The sequence below is a fragment of the Klebsiella sp. CN_Kp106 genome, from assembly GCF_040064575.1.
GTDB classification, from domain to species: domain Bacteria; phylum Pseudomonadota; class Gammaproteobacteria; order Enterobacterales; family Enterobacteriaceae; genus Klebsiella; species Klebsiella michiganensis.
In genome coordinates this window covers 15,756-34,961 of the sequence record NZ_JBEAIG010000050.1, presented here as the reverse complement: position 1 = coordinate 34,961, position 19,206 = coordinate 15,756, and the positions used below count along the sequence as shown (strand labels likewise).

Sequence of the window (19,206 nt, the reverse complement as noted above, 5' to 3'; positions counted from 1 at the left end):
TAAAGTAAAACAGGATGTGTCGTTATGAAAAAGAAAATTGTTATTGCGATACTTGCAGCAGGTTCTGCATTATCAATGACTCAGGCTTTCGCAGCAGCGGGTACCGTTAATTTTAATGGCAATATTTTGGATGCCGCCTGCGACATCGATGTCGCGTCAAAGGACCAGGTGGTTGTTTTGGGCGATTATTATAAAACTGAATTTCCGGTAGCCGGTTCGAGAACCGCCGCGACGAAATTCGATATTATTTTGAAGAACTGTCCGGTGACGGTTAACAATGCCAAAGTCCGCTTTGATGGCACGCCTGATTTAAGTAACTCCAGCCTGCTGGCTATTGACTCGTCGGTCGCTGGCGCAGCCTCCGGTGTCGCGATTAATCTGATGACGGCGGATAAAGCCGATCTGCCTCTGCACGGCAGCAACGGTTACTCCTACCCGCTCACCAGCACCGCTGATAATACGCTGAATTTCTATGCTCAGTATGTGTCGACCACTGCGACGGTGGTTGCCGGCCCAGCTAACTCGGTCGCGAACTTCTCAGTGGTTTACAACTAAGTTTCTGCAGTAATCAGTAGGGGGCCGGCCCGGCCCCTTTGTTTTAAGAGGTATTAAATGCGTTTTATCAGAACAATTGGCCTGGCGATAACAATGTTAACGCTGGTGCAGGCAACCGCCACTGCCGGGGTAATTATTGGCGGCACGCGGATCATTTTCGATGGTGCAAAAAAAGAAGCGTCAATCAGCGTTAATAATCCTGATGCGACGCCTTATTTAATTCAGTCATGGATAGATGAGCAGGAAGGTGGTTCTGGTAAAGCGCCTTTTATTATTACACCGCCGATGTATCGCCTCGACAGCGGACAAAAAAATATTGAGCGAATTGTCGCGACAGGTTCACTGCCTCAGGCCAAAGAAAGTTTATTCTGGATAAATATTAAAGCGATTCCCTCGGCATCAAAGCAGATGAACTCCCTGCAAATTGCCGTAAAAACGCGTATCAAGCTGATTTATCGTCCCGTTACGCTTCGCGCCTCAACGCCGGAGGAACAGGCAAATAAACTCACCTGGCAAAGAAGCGGCAATGAACTTCAGGTTAATAACCCAACGCCTTACGTCATTAATTTCAATGAAATTACCGTGGGCGGAAAAATGCTTGCCCAGGTGACCTACGTCATGCCGGGTTCGACCACCCGGTTCCGCTTGCCGGACGGGGCCTCCGGCAATGCCCTGACATTTAAAGTTATTAATGACTACGGCAGCCCCGGTCCGTCACATCAAGCCAGTTTGTAATCCCTGAACAAATGGCAAGCCCAGCGTTAAATAGGTAATAGCGATGACAATAAAAAATAATAAGTTGCGACCTGCTCGTCTGGCTACGCTTATCGCCATAGTGTTGACCGGTTTCTCTCCGGAACTGTATGCCAGTGATTCGTTTAATACGGCCCTGGTAGAGCTGGATAATCCCGGCGTGGGCAAAGCGGATTTATCGGCTTTTGAATCGGGCTCTCAGGCGCCGGGAACATACCATGTGGATATTATTCTTGATGACCAGTTAATGGACACCCGGGATATTCCTTTTTCGATGGCAAAGACCGGGGGCGGTAATGAGGTATTGCAGCCCTGTCTGAGCGTGGAACAATTAAAACAGTGGGGAGTGAAAACCGAACTTTTTCCCCAGCTGTCGGTAGAAAATAGTGATTGCGCCAATCTCCAGGCTATTCCGCAAGCCAGCGCTGATTTTCAATTTGGCGCCCAGCGGCTGGTTATCAGCATTCCCCAGGCGGCGATCGACCTGCCGGCAAGGGGCTATGTACCGCCGGAAATGTGGGATGAGGGAATTACTGCGGCATTGCTCAATTACAGCCTGAGCGGAGCGAACACTCGGGCGAAAACGGGCCAGGGCGGCAGAAGCGACAGCCAGTATGCGAACCTGCGTCCGGGGATCAATATAGGGCCGTGGCGTTTTCGCAACTATACCACCTGGTCACGGGAGTCCTCCGGCCAGGATAAATGGGATACCGTTTATACCTACGCGCAGCGGGCCATTATTCCTCTGAAAGCCCAGCTTACCGTTGGTGACAGTTCTGCGCCTGCCGACGTGTTCGACAGTATGCCGTTTCGCGGCGGCCAGCTGGCATCCGATGACGACATGCTGCCGGATTCTCTTAAGGGCTATGCGCCCGTAGTACGCGGCATTGCCCGAACCAATGCGCAGGTCGTGGTGCGCCAGAACGGCTACCAGATCTACCAAAGCTACGTTGCGCCGGGCGCCTTTGAAATCACGGATATGTATCCTACCGGCGGGGCAGGCGATCTCGACGTGACGATTAAGGAAGCCGATGGCAGCGAACAGCACTTCACGCTGCCCTACGCCTCGCTGCCGGTACTGCAGCGGGAAGGCCGGTTCAAATACGCCATCACCGGCGGGCAGTATCGTTCATATAACAGCAGCGTGGATAAAACCCCTTTCGGGCAGGCAACGGCAATTTATGGCCTGCAGCATGGCTTTACCCTCTATGGCGGCCTGCAGGAGTCAAGCAAATATCAGTCGCTGGCATTCGGCGTGGGTAAAAATATGGGGGCGTTAGGCGCTATCTCCACGGATGTCACGCAGGCCTGGTCAACGCCGGATAAAACGGAAAAATCGCGCGGCCAATCCTGGCGAGCGCGATACAGCAAAAACTTCATCGATACCGGGACCAACTTTTCCATTGCGGGATACCGCTATTCCACCAGCGGCTATTACGGGATGCAGGAAGTTCTGGACTCATATGGAGACAGCAACGCGCTGCAGGACCGCAGGCGTAACCGCGCGGAGCTGACGATGAGCCAGACGCTGAGCCGCGAACTGGGATCGCTAACCCTCAGCGCGGCGAGGGAAGATTACTGGAACTCCGCCAGGTCGATGGCTTCCTGGAGCGTCGGATACAACAACTACTGGCGCAATATCAGCTACGGCCTGACCTGGACATACAGCAAAAATGGCAGCGCGACGTCAAACGACAGCGCGAATAACAGCGCCCACGACCAGCTGCTGGCGTTTAACGTCAGCGTACCGTTGGATAAATTCCTCCCGCAAACGTGGGCCAGCTATGGCATGAACGCCAGCAAGAATGGTGGAACGACGCATAATATCGGCATGAACGGGGTCGCGCTGGAGAACAACTCGCTGAACTGGAACGTCCAGCAGGGTTACGGTACGGATGGCGTGGGTTACACCGGCAATATGAACGGTGACTATAAAGGGACGTACGGCGAAGTGACGGCGGGGTATAGCTACGACAAAAACAGCGAGCGGCTTAATTATGGTCTGCAGGGGGGCGTTATCGCCCACGCCGATGGCATCACGCTTTCCCAACCGCTCGGTGAAACCAATGCCCTGATAAAAGCCCCCGGCGCACACGGCGTGAATATTCGCAACCAACCCGGCGCGCGCACGGACTACCGGGGATATACGGTAGTCAGCAATATTTCCGTCTATCGAAAAAACGACCTGACGCTCGATCCGCAAAATATGCCTGAGGATGTAGAGCTGGAGATAAACACCGACACGGTTACCCCGACGCGAGGCGCGGTGGTGCGCGCCGATTATCTTTCCAAAGTGGGGCGCAGGGTCCTGATGACCTTAACCGACAATAACCGCTTCGTGCCGTTCGGGGCGGTGGTGACGCTTGCGGATGATAATAAGAGCAGCTTTATCGTTGGCGATCGCGGCCAGGTTTTTTTAAGCGGAATGCGCGAGCAGGGGGCGATCTTCGTCACGTGGGGCCGCCAGTCCAGCCAACAGTGCCGTGCTGATTTCAGCCTGCCGAAACAATCAACCTACGCTGGAATAACAGAAGTTAGCGCCAGTTGCCACCAGGAACGTTAAACATGAGATTGATTTACTCTGTTATTTTGCTCGGCTTGATAGCCGGATGGAATAGCGCGCGTGCCGGAACCTGCACCACCATTACCCCGCAGATCTCCACTCTGTCCGTGGGAACGATTACCGTACCGCGTGATGCGCCGGTCGGGACCGTTATTTTTTCGGGGGGCGGGACATATACGGGCTCTTACCTTTCCGGCTGTACTAACCCACTCATGCTGGGTTTCAGCATGCGATATAATAATGCGACGCTGAGCAGCTACGGTAATCACGTTTACAACACTAATATTAGCGGTATTGGTATTCGTTTTTCATCAAACGCTTATTTTGAAAATCCAAGTAATACATTCTCCTATAACGCACAGACCTCTTATGTCGACTGGTACGGCGGCAACATACAGCTGGTGGTGACCGGGCAGGTATCATCGGGCGCATTAACGCCGGGAACGATCGGGGTGGTGACGCTCCAGGGCAGCGACGGCGTCTACCGTGATGGCCTGACCGCAACGCTGACCGATGGGACAATCAACGCCCTGGCCTGCAGTATCACTACGCCTCAGTTGAACTTCATCATTGGCGATATTCCCGCTTCAACGTTCGGCTCGACGGTAGGCACCACGCCCGCTGGCGCGCAGAATACGCAAAATCTGGGGTTAAGCTGCAGCGCCGGCACCAATATCACCGTTTCGCTGAGCGGCGTACAAAATCCCGATAGCGCCAACCCCAGCGTAATGGCATTAACGGGGCAGGGCAGCGCCGGGACGGCAAAAGGCGTCGGCGTGCAGCTTTTATATAATGGCGCGCCGCTGTCCATCAATAGCCCGCTGTTATTAAAACGGTCATCGGGCGGGCAAGAAACGCTGCCGCTGACGGCCCGTTATTATCAGACCTTAACTTCCGTTGAGTCCGGCTCGGCAAATGCGACCGCCACGCTTAATTTGACGTACCAGTAACGGGTGAAAAAATGAAAATACGCCATAAAAAATTGCTTATTCTGACGTTGCTGTGCTGGAACGTTTTTTCTGCCGACAGCGTGACGATGGGGGTGACGGGAAATATTGTCGCCTCGCCCTGTATATTCAATGGGGGAAACAGCAACCTCGATGTCAATCTGGGCGATATTCAGGCAACCAATATGGCCACGCCCGGGTCATCCTCCGACCCTGTGGCCTTTAATTTGCTGTTTACCAACTGTCCGGCGGGAACGCGCAGCGTAACGGCCTCCTTCACCGGCACTCCCGATCCGCTTGCCGGTCCTGACTATTATCTGAATAGCGGTACGGCAACCAACGTGGCGGTAGCGATGAGTGAAGCGGGCAGCGGCGCGCTAAAGGGAACGGGTTCCAGCATCACCCACAATATCGCGGCTGACAGAACCGCAACCCTGGCTATGCAGGCCTCGGTAAAATCGGTGTCAGGCGGTGCGACGCCCGGAAGCGTCAGTGCCGTTGTGGTCATGACGCTGCAGTACAATTAAACGGGCATCCGTTTAGCGATACGCGGTAGCGCCTTGATCGCCGTCATGGCGCTGCCCTTTTAATTTCCGTGGTTATCGCGGTCTTTTTGCCTCATGACCGGGAAAGATAACGTCCGCCATTTCTCCTTTTTACCCGCAGTACGTGATTGTGACTCTTTTGCCCTTCACGGCGGGTTCTGTGCAACGCAAATTCGCTATCTCAAAAATAGGTATTTCCGATGCATATTTTAACTTTCCTGCAATTTCTACCTTTCTGTCACTGAAATGCATTATTAATCAATGCATTGAACAATTTATTCCATCTCCGATATCTCTTCTGTCAGGGTCTATGCTTATAAAAAGCACTGAATGGGGAAATACCCCTTCTCTGGATGGGTTGAAGTGATAATCATTATCACTAACATAGCGATATGGCCCGATGGCGTCAACCTATGAGGTAGAGCGATGAATTCACATGCAGGAACTTTCAATCCCGAAGATTTTAGCTGGCGTGGGCTGGTCATGACCCCAGCCGCCGCCGCCCATATTCGCGATCTGGTCCGCAAACAGCCGGATATGCAGGGGCTGCGGCTTGGCGTTAAAACCAGCGGCTGCGCCGGTTTTGGCTACGTTCTCGAGCTAATTGCTGAACCGGCGAAAGACGATCTGTTATTTGAGCGCGATGGCGCGAAGCTGTGGGCGCCGCTGCAGGCGATGCCGTTTATCGACGGCACCGAGCTCGATTACGTTCGCGAAGGCTTAAATCAAATCTTCAAATTTCATAACCCTAAAGCCCAGCACGAATGCGGCTGCGGCGAAAGTTTTGGCGTTCAGGCGGAGTAACTATGTCTCGTAATACTGAAGCAACTGACGATGTCAAAACCTGGAGCGGCGGGCCACTCAACTATAAAGAGGGCTTTTTCACTCAGCTACGGACCGATGAGCTGGCGAAAGGCATAAATGAAGAGGTGGTCAGGGCGATTTCTGCGCGCCGCAATGAGCCAGAATGGATGCTGGAGTTTCGTCTGAACGCGTTTAAGGCCTGGCAGGCGATGGAAGAGCCGCACTGGCTGAAGGCGCACTACGACAAGCTGAACTATCAGGATTACAGCTATTATTCAGCGCCCTCCTGCGGCAACTGCGATGATACCTGCGCCTCTGAGCCCGGCGCGCTGCAGCAAACGGGGTCCAGCGCGTTTCTGACCAGCGAAGTCGAAGAGGCGTTTAACCTTCTCGGCGTGCCGGTGCGGGAAGGACGGGAAGTGGCCGTCGACGCCATTTTTGACTCGGTTTCGGTGGCGACCACCTATCGCGAAAAGCTGGCGGAACAGGGGATTATTTTCTGTTCCTTCGGCGAAGCGATCCACGATCACCCGGAACTGGTGAAGAAATACCTCGGCACCGTGGTGCCGGGCAACGACAACTTCTTTGCCGCCCTCAACGCGGCGGTGGCGTCCGACGGGACCTTTATCTATGTGCCCAAAGGCGTACGCTGCCCGATGGAGCTGTCGACCTATTTCCGCATCAACGCGGAAAAAACCGGCCAGTTCGAACGCACCATTCTGGTGGCCGACGAAGGCAGCTACGTGAGCTATATCGAAGGCTGTTCGGCGCCGGTACGCGATAGCTACCAGCTGCACGCGGCGGTGGTCGAGGTGATTATTCATAAAGACGCCGAGGTGAAGTACTCCACGGTGCAAAACTGGTTCCCCGGCGACAACAATACCGGCGGGATCCTCAACTTCGTCACCAAGCGCGCCCTGTGCGAAGGCGAGAATAGCAAAATGTCGTGGACCCAGTCGGAAACCGGCTCGGCGATCACCTGGAAGTATCCGAGCTGCATTCTGCGCGGGGATAACTCCATCGGCGAGTTCTTCTCGGTGGCGCTGACCAGCGGCCATCAGCAGGCGGACACCGGCACCAAGATGATCCATATCGGCAAAAACACCCGTTCGACGATTATCTCGAAGGGCATTTCCGCCGGCCACAGCCAGAACAGCTATCGCGGTCTGGTCAAAATCATGCCGACGGCGACAAACGCGCGCAACTTCACCCAGTGTGACTCCATGCTGATTGGCCCGGACAGCGGGGCGCATACCTTCCCGTACGTGGAATGCCGCAACAACAGCGCGCAGCTGGAGCACGAAGCGACCACCTCCCGTATCGGCGAAGATCAGCTGTTCTACTGCCTGCAGCGCGGAATCAGCGAAGACGATGCGATTTCGATGATCGTCAACGGTTTCTGTAAAGACGTCTTCTCAGAGCTGCCGCTGGAGTTTGCCGTAGAAGCGCAAAAATTACTGGCAATTAGCCTTGAACACAGCGTCGGCTGATAACAAAGGAAATAAGATGTTAAGTATAAAAAATTTGCAGGTCGCCGTTGAAGACAAAGCGATCCTGCGCGGGCTGGATCTGGAGGTTCGCCCCGGCGAAGTGCACGCCATTATGGGCCCGAACGGCTCCGGGAAAAGTACGCTCTCCGCTACGCTGGCCGGGCGTGAAGACTATGAAGTGACCGGCGGCAGCGTGGCGTTTAAAGGCAAAGATTTACTGGAACTCTCCCCTGAAGATCGCGCCGGTGAAGGCATCTTCATGGCCTTCCAGTATCCGGTGGAAATTCCCGGCGTCAGCAATCAGTTTTTCCTGCAAACCGCGCTCAACGCCGTGCGCAGCTATCGTGGCCAGGAGCAGCTTGACCGTTTTGACTTCCAGGACCTGATGGAAGACAAAATAAAGCTGCTGAAGATGCCGGAGGATCTGCTGACCCGCTCGGTTAACGTCGGCTTCTCCGGCGGCGAGAAAAAGCGCAACGATATCCTGCAGATGGCGGTGCTGGAACCGGAGCTGTGCATCCTGGACGAGTCCGATTCCGGGCTGGATATCGACGCGCTGAAGATTGTCTCTGACGGCGTCAACTCCCTGCGCGACGGCAAGCGCTCTTTTATTATCGTCACCCACTATCAGCGCATTCTCGATTATATCAAGCCGGATTACGTCCACGTGCTGTACCAGGGGCGAATCGTCAAATCCGGCGATTTTACTCTGGTCAAACAACTGGAGGAGCAGGGCTATGGCTGGCTTACCGAACAGCAGTAACGCGCTGCAGCAGTGGCACCATCTGTTTGAGTCCCAAAGCGGGCAGCGCAGCCCGCAGGCGCATCAGCATCTGCAACAGCTGCTGCGCCTGGGGTTGCCAACGCGTAAACACGAAAACTGGAAATATACCCCGCTGGACGAGCTACTGAATCAGACCTTTGTCGCCGCTCAGCCGCAGACGCTGACGGCGGCCCGGCGCGACGAACTGGCGCTAACGGTAGAGGCATGGCGGCTGGTGTTTGTCGACGGTCAGTTTAGCGCGAGCCTGAGCGACGATCTGGCCGCCAGCGGCTATGAAGTGCAGGTGGATAACGAGCGTCAGCAGCTGCCTGACGCCGTTCAGCCCGAAGTGTTTCTGCATTTGACCGAAAGCCTGGCGACCACCGTTACCCATATTCGGGTCAGGCGCAACCAGCGCCCGGATAAACCGCTGCTGATTATGCACCTGACGCGCGGGCTGGCGAGCGATGAAATGAACACCGCCCACTATCGCCACCATCTGGCGCTGGAGAGCGGCGCGCAGGCGACCATCATCGAACACTATCTGAGCCTTAACGATGAGCGGCACTTTACCGGCGCAAGGCTGACGATGACCGTGGCGGATAACGCCCACCTGCAGCATATCAAGCTGGCGTTTGAGAACGCGCAAAGCTACCACTTTGCCCATAACGACCTGGCGCTCGGGCGCGACGCCTCCGCTTTCAGCAGCAGTTTTCTGCTCGGTAGCTCGGTGCTGCGCCACCACACCAGCACGCAGTTGAAGGGGGAAAACAGCACCCTGCGGATTAACTCGCTGGCGATGCCGGTCAACGGCGAAGTCTGCGACAGTCGCACCTGGCTCGATCATCAGGTCGGGTACTGTAACAGCCGCCAGCTGCATAAAACCATCGTCAACGATAAAGGGCGGGCGGTGTTTAATGGCCTGATTAACGTCGCGCAGCATGCGATCAAAACCGACGGCCAGATGACCAACAACAACCTGCTGCTGGGCCGCTTATCCGAAGTGGATACCAAACCGCAGCTGGAGATTTACGCTGACGACGTGAAGTGCAGCCACGGCGCGACCATCGGGCGTATTGATGACGAACAGCTGTTTTATCTGCGCTCGCGCGGCATTACGCAGCAGGCGGCGCAGCAGATGATTCTTTACGCCTTTGCCGCGGAGCTCACGGAAGCGATCGACGATGAGGCGCTCAGGCAGCAGATACTGGCGCGTATAGGCCAGCGTTTGCCGGGAGGTAAGGCATGACATTTTCTGTGGAACGCGTGCGCGCGGATTTCCCGCTTCTCAATCGCGAGGTTAATGGCCAGCCGCTGGCCTACCTCGACAGCGCCGCCAGCGCGCAGAAGCCGGAAGCGGTGATTAACGCCGAGGCGGAATTTTACCGTCACGGCTATGCGGCGGTGCATCGCGGCATTCATACCCTCAGCGCGGAAGCCACGGCGAGCATGGAGCAGGTGCGCCAGCGGGCGGCGACGTTCCTCAACGCCCGCTCGGCGGAGGAACTGGTGTTTGTTCGCGGCACCACGGAAGGCATTAACCTCGTGGCGAACAGCTGGGGAAACGCCAACGTCGGCGCGGGCGACAACATCATCGTCAGCGCGATGGAGCATCACGCCAATATCGTGCCGTGGCAGATGCTGTGCGCCAGAGTGGGGGCGCAGCTGCGGGTGATCCCGCTGAACCAGGACGGTACGCTGCAGCTGGATGCGATCCCCGGCCTGTTTGACGAGCGTACCCGCCTGCTGGCCATTACCCAGGTATCGAACGTGCTGGGAACCGAAAATCCCATCGCCGCTCTGACGGCGTTGGCCCATCAGCACGGCGCCAAAGTGCTGGTGGACGGCGCGCAGGCGGTGATGCACCATCCGGTGGACGTGCAGGCGCTGGAGTGCGACTTTTACGCCTTCTCCGCCCACAAGCTGTACGGTCCCACCGGCATCGGCGTGCTCTACGTCAAGCAGGACATTTTGCAGGAGATGGCGCCGTGGGAAGGGGGCGGGTCGATGATCGCCACGGTCAGCCTGACGGAAGGCACGACCTGGGCAAAAGCGCCGTGGCGCTTCGAGGCGGGAACGCCGAATACCGGCGGCATCATCGGGCTGGGCGCGGCGCTGGATTACGTCAGCGCGCTGGGACTGACGCACATAGCGGAATATGAACAGACTCTGATGCGCTACGCGCTGCAGGCGCTGGAGAGCGTGGCGGATTTAACCCTTTACGGCCCGCAAGATCGCCTGGGAGCGATCGCCTTTAATCTCGGCAAACATCATGCTTATGATGTCGGCAGCTTCCTCGATAACTACGGTATTGCGGTGCGGACCGGGCACCACTGCGCCATGCCGCTGATGGCGTTCTACGGCGTGCCGGCCATGTGTCGGGCATCGCTGGCGATGTACAATACGACGGAGGAGGTGGACCGACTGGTAGCGGGGCTACAGCGGATCCACAAATTATTAAGCTAAAGGAAGCAACTATGGCGGCGTTACCGGACAGAGACAAACTGCTGCGCAACTTTAGCCGTTGTGCGAACTGGGAAGAGAAGTATCTCTATATTATTGAACTGGGTCAGCGCCTGGCGCCGCTGAGCCCGGAGGAACACACCGCGCAGAACATCATTCAGGGCTGCCAGAGCCAGGTGTGGATCGTGATGACGCAGGAGCAGAGCGGCGCGATTGCGCTTCGCGGCGACAGCGATGCGGCCATCGTCAAAGGCCTTATCGCTGTGGTGTTTATCCTCTATGACCAGATGACGGCCAAAGATATCACCGCGTTTGACGTGCGTCCGTGGTTTGAAAAAATGGCCCTGACGCAGCACCTTACCCCCTCGCGGTCGCAAGGACTGGAAGCCATGATCCGCGCAATTCGCGCGAAAGCAGCAAATCTTAGCTAGAATAAAACAGTAGATTTCATTCTGTTATGCACGACGGGAGGCTCGCCTCCCGTCGTGCATAACAGGCCTGGCGTTTTATCAGCGAAAGAAGGAATCTCAGTATGAAACGCGCTTCTCTTATCACCATTGCCCTTCTGAGCGCCCTCAGCGCGTCCCACGCCGCCTGGGCCGTTGATTATCCCCTTCCTCCTGCCAACAGTCGTCTGATTGGTGAGAACCAGTTCTGGACGGTACAGGAGGGTGACCGCAACCTGCAGGCGATTGCCCGTCGTTTTGATACGGCGGCGATGCTGATCCTTGAAGCGAACGATACCATTGCGCCGGTGCAGCCTAAACCGGGTACTCAGGTGCTGATACCTTCGCAGATGCTGCTGCCGGACGTGCCGCGTGAGGGCATCGTCGTCAACCTGGCCGAGCTGCGTCTGTACTACTTCCCGCCGGGCGTCAATCAGGTGCAGGTCTATCCCCTGGGGATTGGTCAGCAGGGGCTGGAGACGCCGGAGATGACGACCCGCATAGGGCAGAAAATCCCGAACCCCACCTGGACGCCGACGGCGGGCATCCGCGCCCGTTCGCTGGAGAAGGGGATTAAACTGCCGCCGGTCGTGCCCGCAGGGCCGAATAACCCGCTAGGCCGCTATGCGCTCCGCCTGGCATACGGTAACGGTGAATATCTGATTCATGGCACCAGCGCGCCGGACAGCGTGGGTCTGCGCGTCAGCTCCGGCTGTATGCGCATGAACGCGGCGGATATCCAGTCTTTATTCAATCAGGTGAAAAGCGGGACGCCGGTACGGATTATCAACCAGCCGGTCAAGTTCGCCGTGGAGCCGGACGGTAAGCGCTATGTTGAAGTTCATCGCCCGTTGACGCCGGATGAGGCCAGCAATGCGCAGACCATGGCCTATACGCTTCCGGCGGAGTTTCATCAATTCTCGGGGGATAAAGCGGTTGATGAGGCGCAGCTTAAACGTGCGCTGACCCGGCGGGCAGGATATCCGGTGGTGGTATCGGCTAGCGGAAGCACCGCGTCGAGCCTGTCGGTACAGAATAATACGCCGGTGGATGAAGCGAAAAGGGTGCAGTAGGCGGGAAAAGGCAAGGCAAAAAAAATGGCGCACAATGTGCGCCATTTTTATTACACAGATACTATTACTTGCGGTATTTAGTAGCTGCGTTGTCCAGACGCTGGTTAGCGCGAGCTGCGTCATCTTTAGCAGCCTGAACGTCGGAACGCATTGCGTTCACGTCGTTGCTCAGCTGGTCAACTTTAGCGTTCAGAGTCTGAACGTCAGAAGACAGCTGATCGATTTTAGCATTGCTGGAGCAACCAGCCAGCAGAGTAGAACCCAGGATTACCGCGCCCAGTACCAGTTTAGTACGATTCATTATTAATACCCTCTAGATTGAGTTAATCTCCATGTAGCGTTACAAGTATTACACAAACTTTTTTGTGATGAGAATATTTTTTTACCTGAATGCACTTATTTTTGATCGTTCGCTCAAAGAAGCATCGAAATCATCACGTAACTTTAAAAAGGCGAGTGAAAACAGCGCGCTTCCATCGGATTCATCTTAGATAATCTCGCATTAAATAGTAAATTCCGATTTGCATTTTTATTAATAGCGGCTAGTGCCAGAATAAAAAAAAGCGCCCCGAAGAGGCGCTTTTAAAGGAAATACTAATTAACCTGTAAATTATTACAGCACGTGCACGGAAGCGGTATTGGTGGTTCCGCTCGGGACCAACGCGCCGGAGACCATAACAACCACGTCGCCTTTGCGCGCCAGGCCGCTCTGCAGCGCCAGCTCTTTACCCTGGATATAGAAGGCATCGGTAGAAGAGATATCTTCAACCAGCTGCGCCACAACGCCTTTGCTCAGCACCAGCTGACGCGCGGTCGTTTCATTGGTGGTCAGCGCCAGGATGGTGGCATCCGGGAAGTATTTACGTACGGCGCGCGCGGATTTACCGCCCTGGGTTGCCACAACGATCAGCGGCGCTTCCAGTTTTTCAGCCGTTTCAACCGCACCGCGGCAAACCGCTTCGGTGATGCGCAGCTTACGGTTGTCGTTGTTGTATTCAAGACGGCTGGTCATCACGCGGTCGGTACGCTCGCAGATGGTCGCCATGATGGTGACCGCTTCCAGCGGGTATTTACCTTTTGCGGATTCGCCGGACAGCATAACTGCGTCGGTGCCGTCGAGGATGGCGTTAGCCACGTCGCCTGCTTCCGCACGGGTCGGACGCGGGTTTTTGATCATAGAATCCAGCATCTGGGTCGCGGTGATAACGACTTTACGTGCGCGGATACATTTTTCGATCATCATCTTCTGCGCGAAGATCACTTCTTCAACCGGGATTTCAACGCCCAGGTCGCCACGCGCAACCATGATGCCGTCAGAGGCTTCGAGGATCTCGTCGAAGTTGTTCAGGCCTTCCTGGTTTTCAATTTTGGAGATGATCTGGATCTTCTCGCCGCCGTGGGCTTTCAGGTGTTCACGGATTTCAACAACGTCAGAACGCTTACGGATAAAGGAGGCCGCAACAAAGTCAACGCCCTGTTCGCAACCGAAGATCAGGTCCTGCTTGTCTTTTTCGGCCAGCGCCGGCAGAGCGATAGACACGCCCGGCAGGTTAACGCCTTTGTTCTCGCCAAGGTCGCCGTTGTTCAGCACTTTACAAACAACTTTGTTGCCTTCGATAGCGGTGACTTCCATACCGATCAGACCATCGTCAACCAGTACGGTGTTGCCGACGCTCAGGTCGCTGGTGAAACCTTCATAGGTCACCGCAACGATTTCGTTATTACCGACAACGGATTTGTCGGTGGTGAAGGTAAAGGTCTGGCCCGCTTTCAGAGAAACGTCGTTGCCGCCTTCCAGCTTAATGGTACGGATTTCCGGACCTTTGGTATCCAGAAGGATTGCCGCTTTCTTACCGGTTTTACTCATCACATTGCGCAGGTTCTGGATGCGCTGACCGTGTTCCGCGTAATCACCGTGAGAGAAGTTCAGACGCATAACGTTCATGCCAGCGTCCAGCATTTTGGTCAACATCTCTTCGGATTCGGTTTTCGGACCGATGGTGCAAACAATTTTGGTCTTTTTCATGACAGTTTAATCTTTAAGTTGTGAAGGATAGGGATGGGGAATCTGACTCCGTGGGCGCACTGCCGCAGAGTTAAACCTGTATTACGAAAGTTGCTATGCCACGCTCTAAGGATAGGTGACAACAAAAGAGCGTGCAGAAGAATGTGTGCTGGCGGTTCAGCCCATGAAAAGAGGCAACGTGTTATGCGTTTAGTCATGCAATCCAATGCGCTGAAACCATTCAATAAGAATTTGTTGGGCATTATACGTTGCCAAATCCAAAAAAGAAAATGAAAACCATGTTTCATTTCTATAGTTATATACTTAACAAAATGCAAACTAATCCTACGCTTATGCGCAACACATTTTTTCATCACCTGACAAGATAAAGAGGGCGGAAACACGGGTTTATTCACAAGTTTGCCAGGGAAAAGCGGTCTCTGAGGCGCAAACGCGGAGCTGGTTTGATTTACTCAGGAAATATATCAATAATGATTTGATTGATAATGAAAAATTGAGAGTGAAATAGAATGGGAAACACAGCCAAAGATGAGGCGCTGTATCAGGAAATGTGCCGCGTAGTGGGCAAAGTCGTGCTGGAGATGCGCGACCTGGGTCAGGAGCCAAAGCATATCGTTATCGCCGGCGTGGTGCGTACCGCCCTGGCGAACCCGAAAATCAAACGTTCCGCGCTGACGCAGGAAGCGATGGAGAAGGTGGTCCATGCGCTTTCCGGAAACTAGCCGCCGCCGGGCGCTTCCCGCGCGCTTCAGGAAATCACAAAGCGAATAACCGCCTTGACGGCAATATCGCAGTGGTGGGCGACCATCGCTTCATCATCAATAGCCGGCATCGGATCGTCCAGGTAGAGGCTGCTGAACGTATAAAAGTTTGATACCTGGTAGAAGCTAAAGCTGCTGATCAATCGATGTACATCGCGCGCTTCCAGCCCTGCCTGAAACACCCCTTGCTGCTGCCCGCGCTGAAGAATATCTTCCAGGATCGACAGGGCGGTGCGGTTCAGCGGTTTCAGTTGACCTGAACTTTTCAGCCATTTCCCGCGCTGCATGTTTTCCATACAGATCACCCGCATATAGTCAGCGTGCGTGGCGTGATAGCGCACGCTCCACTTCACCAGCTGCACCAGCGCCTCTACCGGCGGTACGTTTTCCAGCCCGAGCTGCTGCTCGGTTTCGCGGATCCTCGCATAGACGTGCTGCAGCACGGCCTGATAAAGCAGCTCTTTGGTCTTGAAGTAGTAGACCACCATGCGTTTGGTAGTCTGCGCTTCGGTGGCGATTTGCTCCATCCGCGCGCCCGACAGTCCATGCTCGGCGAAAACGGTAATGGCGGCGGCGAAGATCCGCTCTTTCAGAGACTGCGCTTCATCATGAGCAACGACGGACATAACGGCTCCTTTTCTTGAGATGCAAAAAATACACATATTGATCACAATTTTGCAACCAATCATGGCGCATTTGAACCAAATGATACATATTCAGGTCATTAAGTCAGCTAATGACCCGAGGACTCTATGTTGCGTTCCATCGCCACCGTCTCGATCTCCGGTACCTTACCCGAAAAGCTCCATGCCATCGCAGCGGCGGGCTATCAGGGCGTCGAAATCTTCGAAAACGATCTGCTCTATTATACCGGTACGCCGGCCGATATCCGCCACCTGGCGGCAGATTTAGGACTAAAAATCACGCTTTTTCAACCATTTCGTGATTTTGAAGGCGCCAGCCGCGCCCAGTTTGCCGCCAACATGGAACGCGCCAGGCGCAAATTTGCGCTTATGCACGAGCTGGGCTGCGACACCCTGCTGCTGTGCAGCAACGTTCAGCCGGACTGTTCCGCCGATGTCGAGCTGCAGGTCGCCGACTTACGCGCCCTTGCTGCGATGGCGGAGCAGGAACGCATTATGATTGGCTACGAGGCGCTGGCCTGGGGCACCCACGTCAACCGCTGGCATCAGGCGTGGGCGCGGGTCAAAAGCGTCGATAGCCCGGCGCTGGGCATCGTGCTCGACAGTTTCCACGTGCTGGCGCGCGGCGATACGCTGGCGCAGCTGGCGGATGTGCCGCTGGAAAAAATCACCTTTGTACAGATGGCCGACGCGCCGCTGATGAAAATGGATATTCTCGAATGGAGCCGCCACTTCCGCTGTTTTCCCGGCCAGGGGCAGCTGCCGCTGGTGGAGTTTGCCTGCGATCTTACCCGCCGCGGCTACTGCGGCCCCTGGTCGCTGGAGATCTTTAACGACAGCTTCCGCGCATCGCCCAACGGCGCGACGGCGAAAGATGGCTATCGCTCGCTGCTGTGGCTGGAAGAGCAGGTCCGTCAGCGGCTGCCGGAAAGCCGGGCGCCGCTGTTTTCCCCCGCTGAACTGCCCCTCTACGCCGGGCTGGAGTTTATCGAGTTTGCCGCCACGCCGGCGCAGGCGGGCGAACTCGGACACAGGCTGACGCAGCTCGGCTTTGCCGAAGAGGGGACGCATCGCTCAAAACGCGTCGCCCTCTGGCGCAACGGCGGGGCGAGGGTGGTGGTTAACGCCCAGCCGCATAGCTGGGCCGATCATTTTCACCAGCGTCACGGGGTTTCCCTCTGCGCCATGGCGCTGCGCGTCAGCCAGAGCGCGGCGATCGTGGAACGGGCCCGCGCCTTAGGCTACGCCACCTGGCAGGGCGATGCCGGGCCGAACGAAAGCCCCATCCCGGCGGTTTGCGCCCCCGACGGCAGCCTTATTTATCTGATTGAGATGGGGGACGATATCTACACCCGCGATTTTCATCTGCGCACGGACGTCACGCCGCGCGACGATTATCGGGGTATCGATCACCTGGCACTCGGCATGGAAGCGGACAGCCGCGATAACTGGATTATCTTTTTCCGCACCGTATTCGGCTTTACGCTCGAACATGAGCAGACCCTGCCCGATCCTTACGGGCTGGTGCGCAGCCTGGCGGTGCGCAGTCCGCAGGGCGACATTCGTCTCGCGCTCAATATTTCGCAAAGCCGCGCCACGCAAATTGCCCGTTCGGTAGCCTGTTATCAGGGAGCAGGTTTACAGCACGCGGCGTTTGCCTGCCACGATTTACCCTCCACGCTCGCCAGCCTGGCTCCGGTTGCGGTCAACGCGCTGCCGATTCCGGCGAACTACTATGAAGATCTGTTGGCCCGTTTTGGCGAGGATGTTCAGGTCAACCTGCTGAAGAATCATCAAATTCTTTACGATCGTGACGGAAGCGGCGGTGAATTCCTGCACCTTTATACCCGCCCGTTTTCTGCCGGACGCTTTTTCTTTGAACTGACCGAGCGGCGCAACGGTTACGCACTTTATGGTGCTGTAAATGCAGCTGTACGCTTGTCAGCAATGCAGTACACCTAGTAATGTAGCAAATGGTTCACAACCCAACGTCGCAAACACAATAACAACATCCGGCTGTACCCTATGACAGGAAACGACTATGAACTCTTATAGCCATAATCACACGACGGCCGCCGCCGCGTCCGGCGCGCGGCCTTCCCGGCGGCGTATCGGTATCCTTGCGCTGCTGGCGGTCGGCACCATGATCAACTATCTCGACCGCACGGTGCTGGGGATTGCCGCGCCGCAGCTGACCGCAGAGCTGGGTATTGATGCCGCGATGATGGGCATCGTATTCTCCGCCTTTGCCTGGACCTACGCGCTGGCGCAGATCCCCGGCGGCATCTTCCTTGACCGCTTCGGTAATAAAGTCACCTATTTTCTGGCGCTGACCCTGTGGTCGCTATTCACCATGTTCCACGGCCTGGCGGTCGGCCTGAAAACCCTGCTGCTGTGCCGTTTTGGCCTCGGCGTCAGCGAAGCCCCCTGTTTCCCGGTGAACAGCCGGGTGGTGAGCGCCTGGTTCCCGCAGCAGGAGCGCGCTAAGGCGACGGCGGTCTATACCGTCGGCGAATATCTCGGGCTGGCCTGTTTTGCGCCGCTGCTGTTCTGGATAATGGGCAGCTTTGGCTGGCGCGCGCTGTTTATTAGCGTCGGCGCCGCCGGCGTGATGTTCGCGCTGGTGTGGTGGCGCTGCTATCGCGAGCCGCATGAGGATAAACACCTCAATCAGCTGGAGCGCGAGCACATCGTCAACGGCGGCGGAATGTCCACCGGCGCAGAGCAGCATACCGCCTTTAGCTGGCCGCTGATCCGCCAGCTGCTGGCGAAACGGCAGATTCTCGGCGCCAGCATCGGGCAGTTTGCCGGTAATACGGTGCTGGTCTTCTTCCTGACCTGGTTTCCAACCTATCTGGCCACCGAGCGCCATATGCCGTGGATTAAGGTCGGCTTCTTCGCCATCATGCCGTTTCTGGCGGCGGCGGGCGGCGTGATGTTCGGCGGCTGGGTCTCCGATAAGCTGCTGAAGGCCACCGGCTCGGCGAACCTCGGGCGTAAGCTGCCGATCATTGCCGGTCTGCTGATGGCGAGCACCATTATCTCCGCCAACTGGCTGACCAGCGATCTGGCGGTAATTCTGGTGATGTCGTTCGCCTTTTTTGGTCAGGGGATGGTCGGGCTGGGCTGGACGTTGATCTCCGACATCGCGCCGAAAGGCCTTGGCGGTCTGACCGGCGGCCTGTTTAACTTCTGCGCTAACCTCGCCGGGATCCTGACGCCGCTGATTATCGGTTTCATTGTTGCCGCCTCCGGCAACTTCTTTTACGCGCTGATTTATATCGGCGGCGCAGCGCTGCTGGGCGTGGCGGCTTATGTCTTTATCCTGGGCGATGTCAAGCGTATCGAACTTTCGCAGTAACGTGATGCAGTC

Annotated in this window: 18 protein-coding genes; 15 read left to right on the top strand and 3 right to left on the bottom strand. The window is 56.0% G+C overall.

Annotated elements, in window-relative coordinates:
• Window positions 1-24: 24 nt before the first annotated feature.
• The 12 genes from ABLU96_RS15880 to ABLU96_RS15825 all read left to right on the top strand — a co-directional run bounded on the left by ABLU96_RS15880 (window position 25) and on the right by ABLU96_RS15825 (window position 12,402).
• The gene (locus ABLU96_RS15880) at window positions 25-555 is read left to right on the top strand and encodes a fimbrial protein (RefSeq protein WP_025108216.1); all 531 of its coding nucleotides are present in this window, start codon (window positions 25-27) and stop codon (window positions 553-555) included.
• A gap of 57 nt (window positions 556-612) precedes the next feature.
• Window positions 613-1,290, top strand: a complete 678-nt coding sequence (locus ABLU96_RS15875; protein WP_025108215.1) for a molecular chaperone — start codon at window positions 613-615, stop codon at window positions 1,288-1,290.
• Window positions 1,291-1,333: 43 nt separating this feature from the next.
• Window positions 1,334-3,871, top strand: a complete 2,538-nt coding sequence (locus ABLU96_RS15870) for a fimbria/pilus outer membrane usher protein (RefSeq protein WP_064405810.1) — start codon at window positions 1,334-1,336, stop codon at window positions 3,869-3,871.
• A 2-nt stretch (window positions 3,872-3,873) separates the two neighbouring features.
• Window positions 3,874-4,821, top strand: coding sequence for a fimbrial protein (locus ABLU96_RS15865; RefSeq protein WP_025108213.1), 948 nt, complete (start codon window positions 3,874-3,876; stop codon window positions 4,819-4,821).
• A gap of 11 nt (window positions 4,822-4,832) precedes the next feature.
• The gene (locus ABLU96_RS15860) at window positions 4,833-5,345 is read left to right on the top strand and encodes a fimbrial protein (RefSeq protein WP_025108212.1); all 513 of its coding nucleotides are present in this window, start codon (window positions 4,833-4,835) and stop codon (window positions 5,343-5,345) included.
• Window positions 5,346-5,789: 444 nt separating this feature from the next.
• Window positions 5,790-6,167: a Fe-S cluster assembly scaffold SufA gene (gene sufA / locus ABLU96_RS15855; RefSeq protein ID WP_004119171.1), complete on the top strand. Its 378-nt coding sequence runs from the start codon at window positions 5,790-5,792 to the stop codon at window positions 6,165-6,167.
• 2 nt (window positions 6,168-6,169) lie between these two features.
• Window positions 6,170-7,657: a Fe-S cluster assembly protein SufB gene (gene sufB, locus ABLU96_RS15850; protein WP_004851745.1), complete on the top strand. Its 1,488-nt coding sequence runs from the start codon at window positions 6,170-6,172 to the stop codon at window positions 7,655-7,657.
• 16 nt (window positions 7,658-7,673) lie between these two features.
• Window positions 7,674-8,420: a Fe-S cluster assembly ATPase SufC gene (gene sufC / locus ABLU96_RS15845; protein ID WP_004851743.1), complete on the top strand. Its 747-nt coding sequence runs from the start codon at window positions 7,674-7,676 to the stop codon at window positions 8,418-8,420.
• Window positions 8,395-9,669, top strand: a complete 1,275-nt coding sequence (gene sufD, locus ABLU96_RS15840) for a Fe-S cluster assembly protein SufD (protein WP_032749876.1) — start codon at window positions 8,395-8,397, stop codon at window positions 9,667-9,669. The genes sufC and sufD overlap by 26 nt, the downstream gene beginning before the upstream one ends.
• A complete protein-coding gene (gene sufS / locus ABLU96_RS15835; protein ID WP_064375353.1) occupies window positions 9,666-10,886 on the top strand; it encodes a cysteine desulfurase SufS in 1,221 nt (406 codons plus the stop codon). Before sufD ends, sufS begins: the two co-directional genes overlap by 4 nt.
• Window positions 10,887-10,897: 11 nt before the next feature.
• Window positions 10,898-11,314 carry a cysteine desulfuration protein SufE gene (gene sufE / locus ABLU96_RS15830; RefSeq protein ID WP_004851737.1) on the top strand — a complete coding sequence of 139 codons (417 nt, stop codon included), beginning with the start codon at window positions 10,898-10,900 and terminating at the stop codon, window positions 11,312-11,314.
• Between the two features lie 101 nt (window positions 11,315-11,415).
• The gene (locus tag ABLU96_RS15825) at window positions 11,416-12,402 is read left to right on the top strand and encodes a L,D-transpeptidase family protein (RefSeq protein WP_004851735.1); all 987 of its coding nucleotides are present in this window, start codon (window positions 11,416-11,418) and stop codon (window positions 12,400-12,402) included.
• A gap of 64 nt (window positions 12,403-12,466) precedes the next feature.
• On the opposite strand, the gene lpp is transcribed toward ABLU96_RS15825, so the two are convergent.
• Window positions 12,467-12,703 carry a murein lipoprotein Lpp gene (gene lpp / locus ABLU96_RS15820; RefSeq protein WP_003029373.1) on the bottom strand — a complete coding sequence of 79 codons (237 nt, stop codon included), beginning with the start codon at window positions 12,701-12,703 and terminating at the stop codon, window positions 12,467-12,469.
• 312 nt (window positions 12,704-13,015) lie between these two features.
• Window positions 13,016-14,428 carry a pyruvate kinase PykF gene (gene pykF / locus ABLU96_RS15815; RefSeq protein WP_004119183.1) on the bottom strand — a complete coding sequence of 471 codons (1,413 nt, stop codon included), beginning with the start codon at window positions 14,426-14,428 and terminating at the stop codon, window positions 13,016-13,018.
• 509 nt (window positions 14,429-14,937) lie between these two features.
• On the opposite strand from pykF, the gene fumD reads away from it, so the two are divergent.
• Window positions 14,938-15,150, top strand: a complete 213-nt coding sequence (gene fumD, locus ABLU96_RS15810) for a fumarate hydratase FumD (protein WP_004851729.1) — start codon at window positions 14,938-14,940, stop codon at window positions 15,148-15,150.
• A gap of 26 nt (window positions 15,151-15,176) precedes the next feature.
• Here the strand turns inward: fumD and ABLU96_RS15805 are convergent, their stop codons facing one another.
• A complete protein-coding gene (locus ABLU96_RS15805; protein ID WP_014229708.1) occupies window positions 15,177-15,815 on the bottom strand; it encodes a TetR/AcrR family transcriptional regulator in 639 nt (212 codons plus the stop codon).
• 126 nt (window positions 15,816-15,941) lie between these two features.
• Between ABLU96_RS15805 and ABLU96_RS15800 the strand changes: the two genes are divergently transcribed.
• Both ABLU96_RS15800 and ABLU96_RS15795 read left to right on the top strand, forming a co-directional pair.
• Window positions 15,942-17,795, top strand: a complete 1,854-nt coding sequence (locus ABLU96_RS15800) for a sugar phosphate isomerase/epimerase and 4-hydroxyphenylpyruvate domain-containing protein (protein ID WP_064405812.1) — start codon at window positions 15,942-15,944, stop codon at window positions 17,793-17,795.
• Window positions 17,796-17,874: 79 nt separating this feature from the next.
• Window positions 17,875-19,194, top strand: coding sequence for an MFS transporter (locus ABLU96_RS15795; RefSeq protein ID WP_004851724.1), 1,320 nt, complete (start codon window positions 17,875-17,877; stop codon window positions 19,192-19,194).
• Window positions 19,195-19,206: the final 12 nt, after the last annotated feature.

What these genes read in the sequence shown, in the direction of transcription:
- ABLU96_RS15800 (WP_064405812.1), top strand. Translation starts at nt 15,942, where the DNA reads ATGTTGCGTTCCATCGCCACCGTCTCGATCTCCGGTACCTTACCCGAA.
- lpp (WP_003029373.1), bottom strand. Translation starts at nt 12,703, where the DNA reads ATGAATCGTACTAAACTGGTACTGGGCGCGGTAATCCTGGGTTCTACT.
- sufD (WP_032749876.1), top strand. Translation starts at nt 8,395, where the DNA reads ATGGCTGGCTTACCGAACAGCAGTAACGCGCTGCAGCAGTGGCACCAT.
- ABLU96_RS15880 (WP_025108216.1), top strand. Translation starts at nt 25, where the DNA reads ATGAAAAAGAAAATTGTTATTGCGATACTTGCAGCAGGTTCTGCATTA.
- ABLU96_RS15805 (WP_014229708.1), bottom strand. Translation starts at nt 15,815, where the DNA reads ATGTCCGTCGTTGCTCATGATGAAGCGCAGTCTCTGAAAGAGCGGATC.
- ABLU96_RS15875 (WP_025108215.1), top strand. Translation starts at nt 613, where the DNA reads ATGCGTTTTATCAGAACAATTGGCCTGGCGATAACAATGTTAACGCTG.
- sufE (WP_004851737.1), top strand. Translation starts at nt 10,898, where the DNA reads ATGGCGGCGTTACCGGACAGAGACAAACTGCTGCGCAACTTTAGCCGT.
- sufS (WP_064375353.1), top strand. Translation starts at nt 9,666, where the DNA reads ATGACATTTTCTGTGGAACGCGTGCGCGCGGATTTCCCGCTTCTCAAT.
- ABLU96_RS15865 (WP_025108213.1), top strand. Translation starts at nt 3,874, where the DNA reads ATGAGATTGATTTACTCTGTTATTTTGCTCGGCTTGATAGCCGGATGG.
- ABLU96_RS15870 (WP_064405810.1), top strand. Translation starts at nt 1,334, where the DNA reads ATGACAATAAAAAATAATAAGTTGCGACCTGCTCGTCTGGCTACGCTT.
- sufC (WP_004851743.1), top strand. Translation starts at nt 7,674, where the DNA reads ATGTTAAGTATAAAAAATTTGCAGGTCGCCGTTGAAGACAAAGCGATC.
- fumD (WP_004851729.1), top strand. Translation starts at nt 14,938, where the DNA reads ATGGGAAACACAGCCAAAGATGAGGCGCTGTATCAGGAAATGTGCCGC.
- ABLU96_RS15795 (WP_004851724.1), top strand. Translation starts at nt 17,875, where the DNA reads ATGAACTCTTATAGCCATAATCACACGACGGCCGCCGCCGCGTCCGGC.
- pykF (WP_004119183.1), bottom strand. Translation starts at nt 14,428, where the DNA reads ATGAAAAAGACCAAAATTGTTTGCACCATCGGTCCGAAAACCGAATCC.
- ABLU96_RS15825 (WP_004851735.1), top strand. Translation starts at nt 11,416, where the DNA reads ATGAAACGCGCTTCTCTTATCACCATTGCCCTTCTGAGCGCCCTCAGC.
- ABLU96_RS15860 (WP_025108212.1), top strand. Translation starts at nt 4,833, where the DNA reads ATGAAAATACGCCATAAAAAATTGCTTATTCTGACGTTGCTGTGCTGG.
- sufB (WP_004851745.1), top strand. Translation starts at nt 6,170, where the DNA reads ATGTCTCGTAATACTGAAGCAACTGACGATGTCAAAACCTGGAGCGGC.
- sufA (WP_004119171.1), top strand. Translation starts at nt 5,790, where the DNA reads ATGAATTCACATGCAGGAACTTTCAATCCCGAAGATTTTAGCTGGCGT.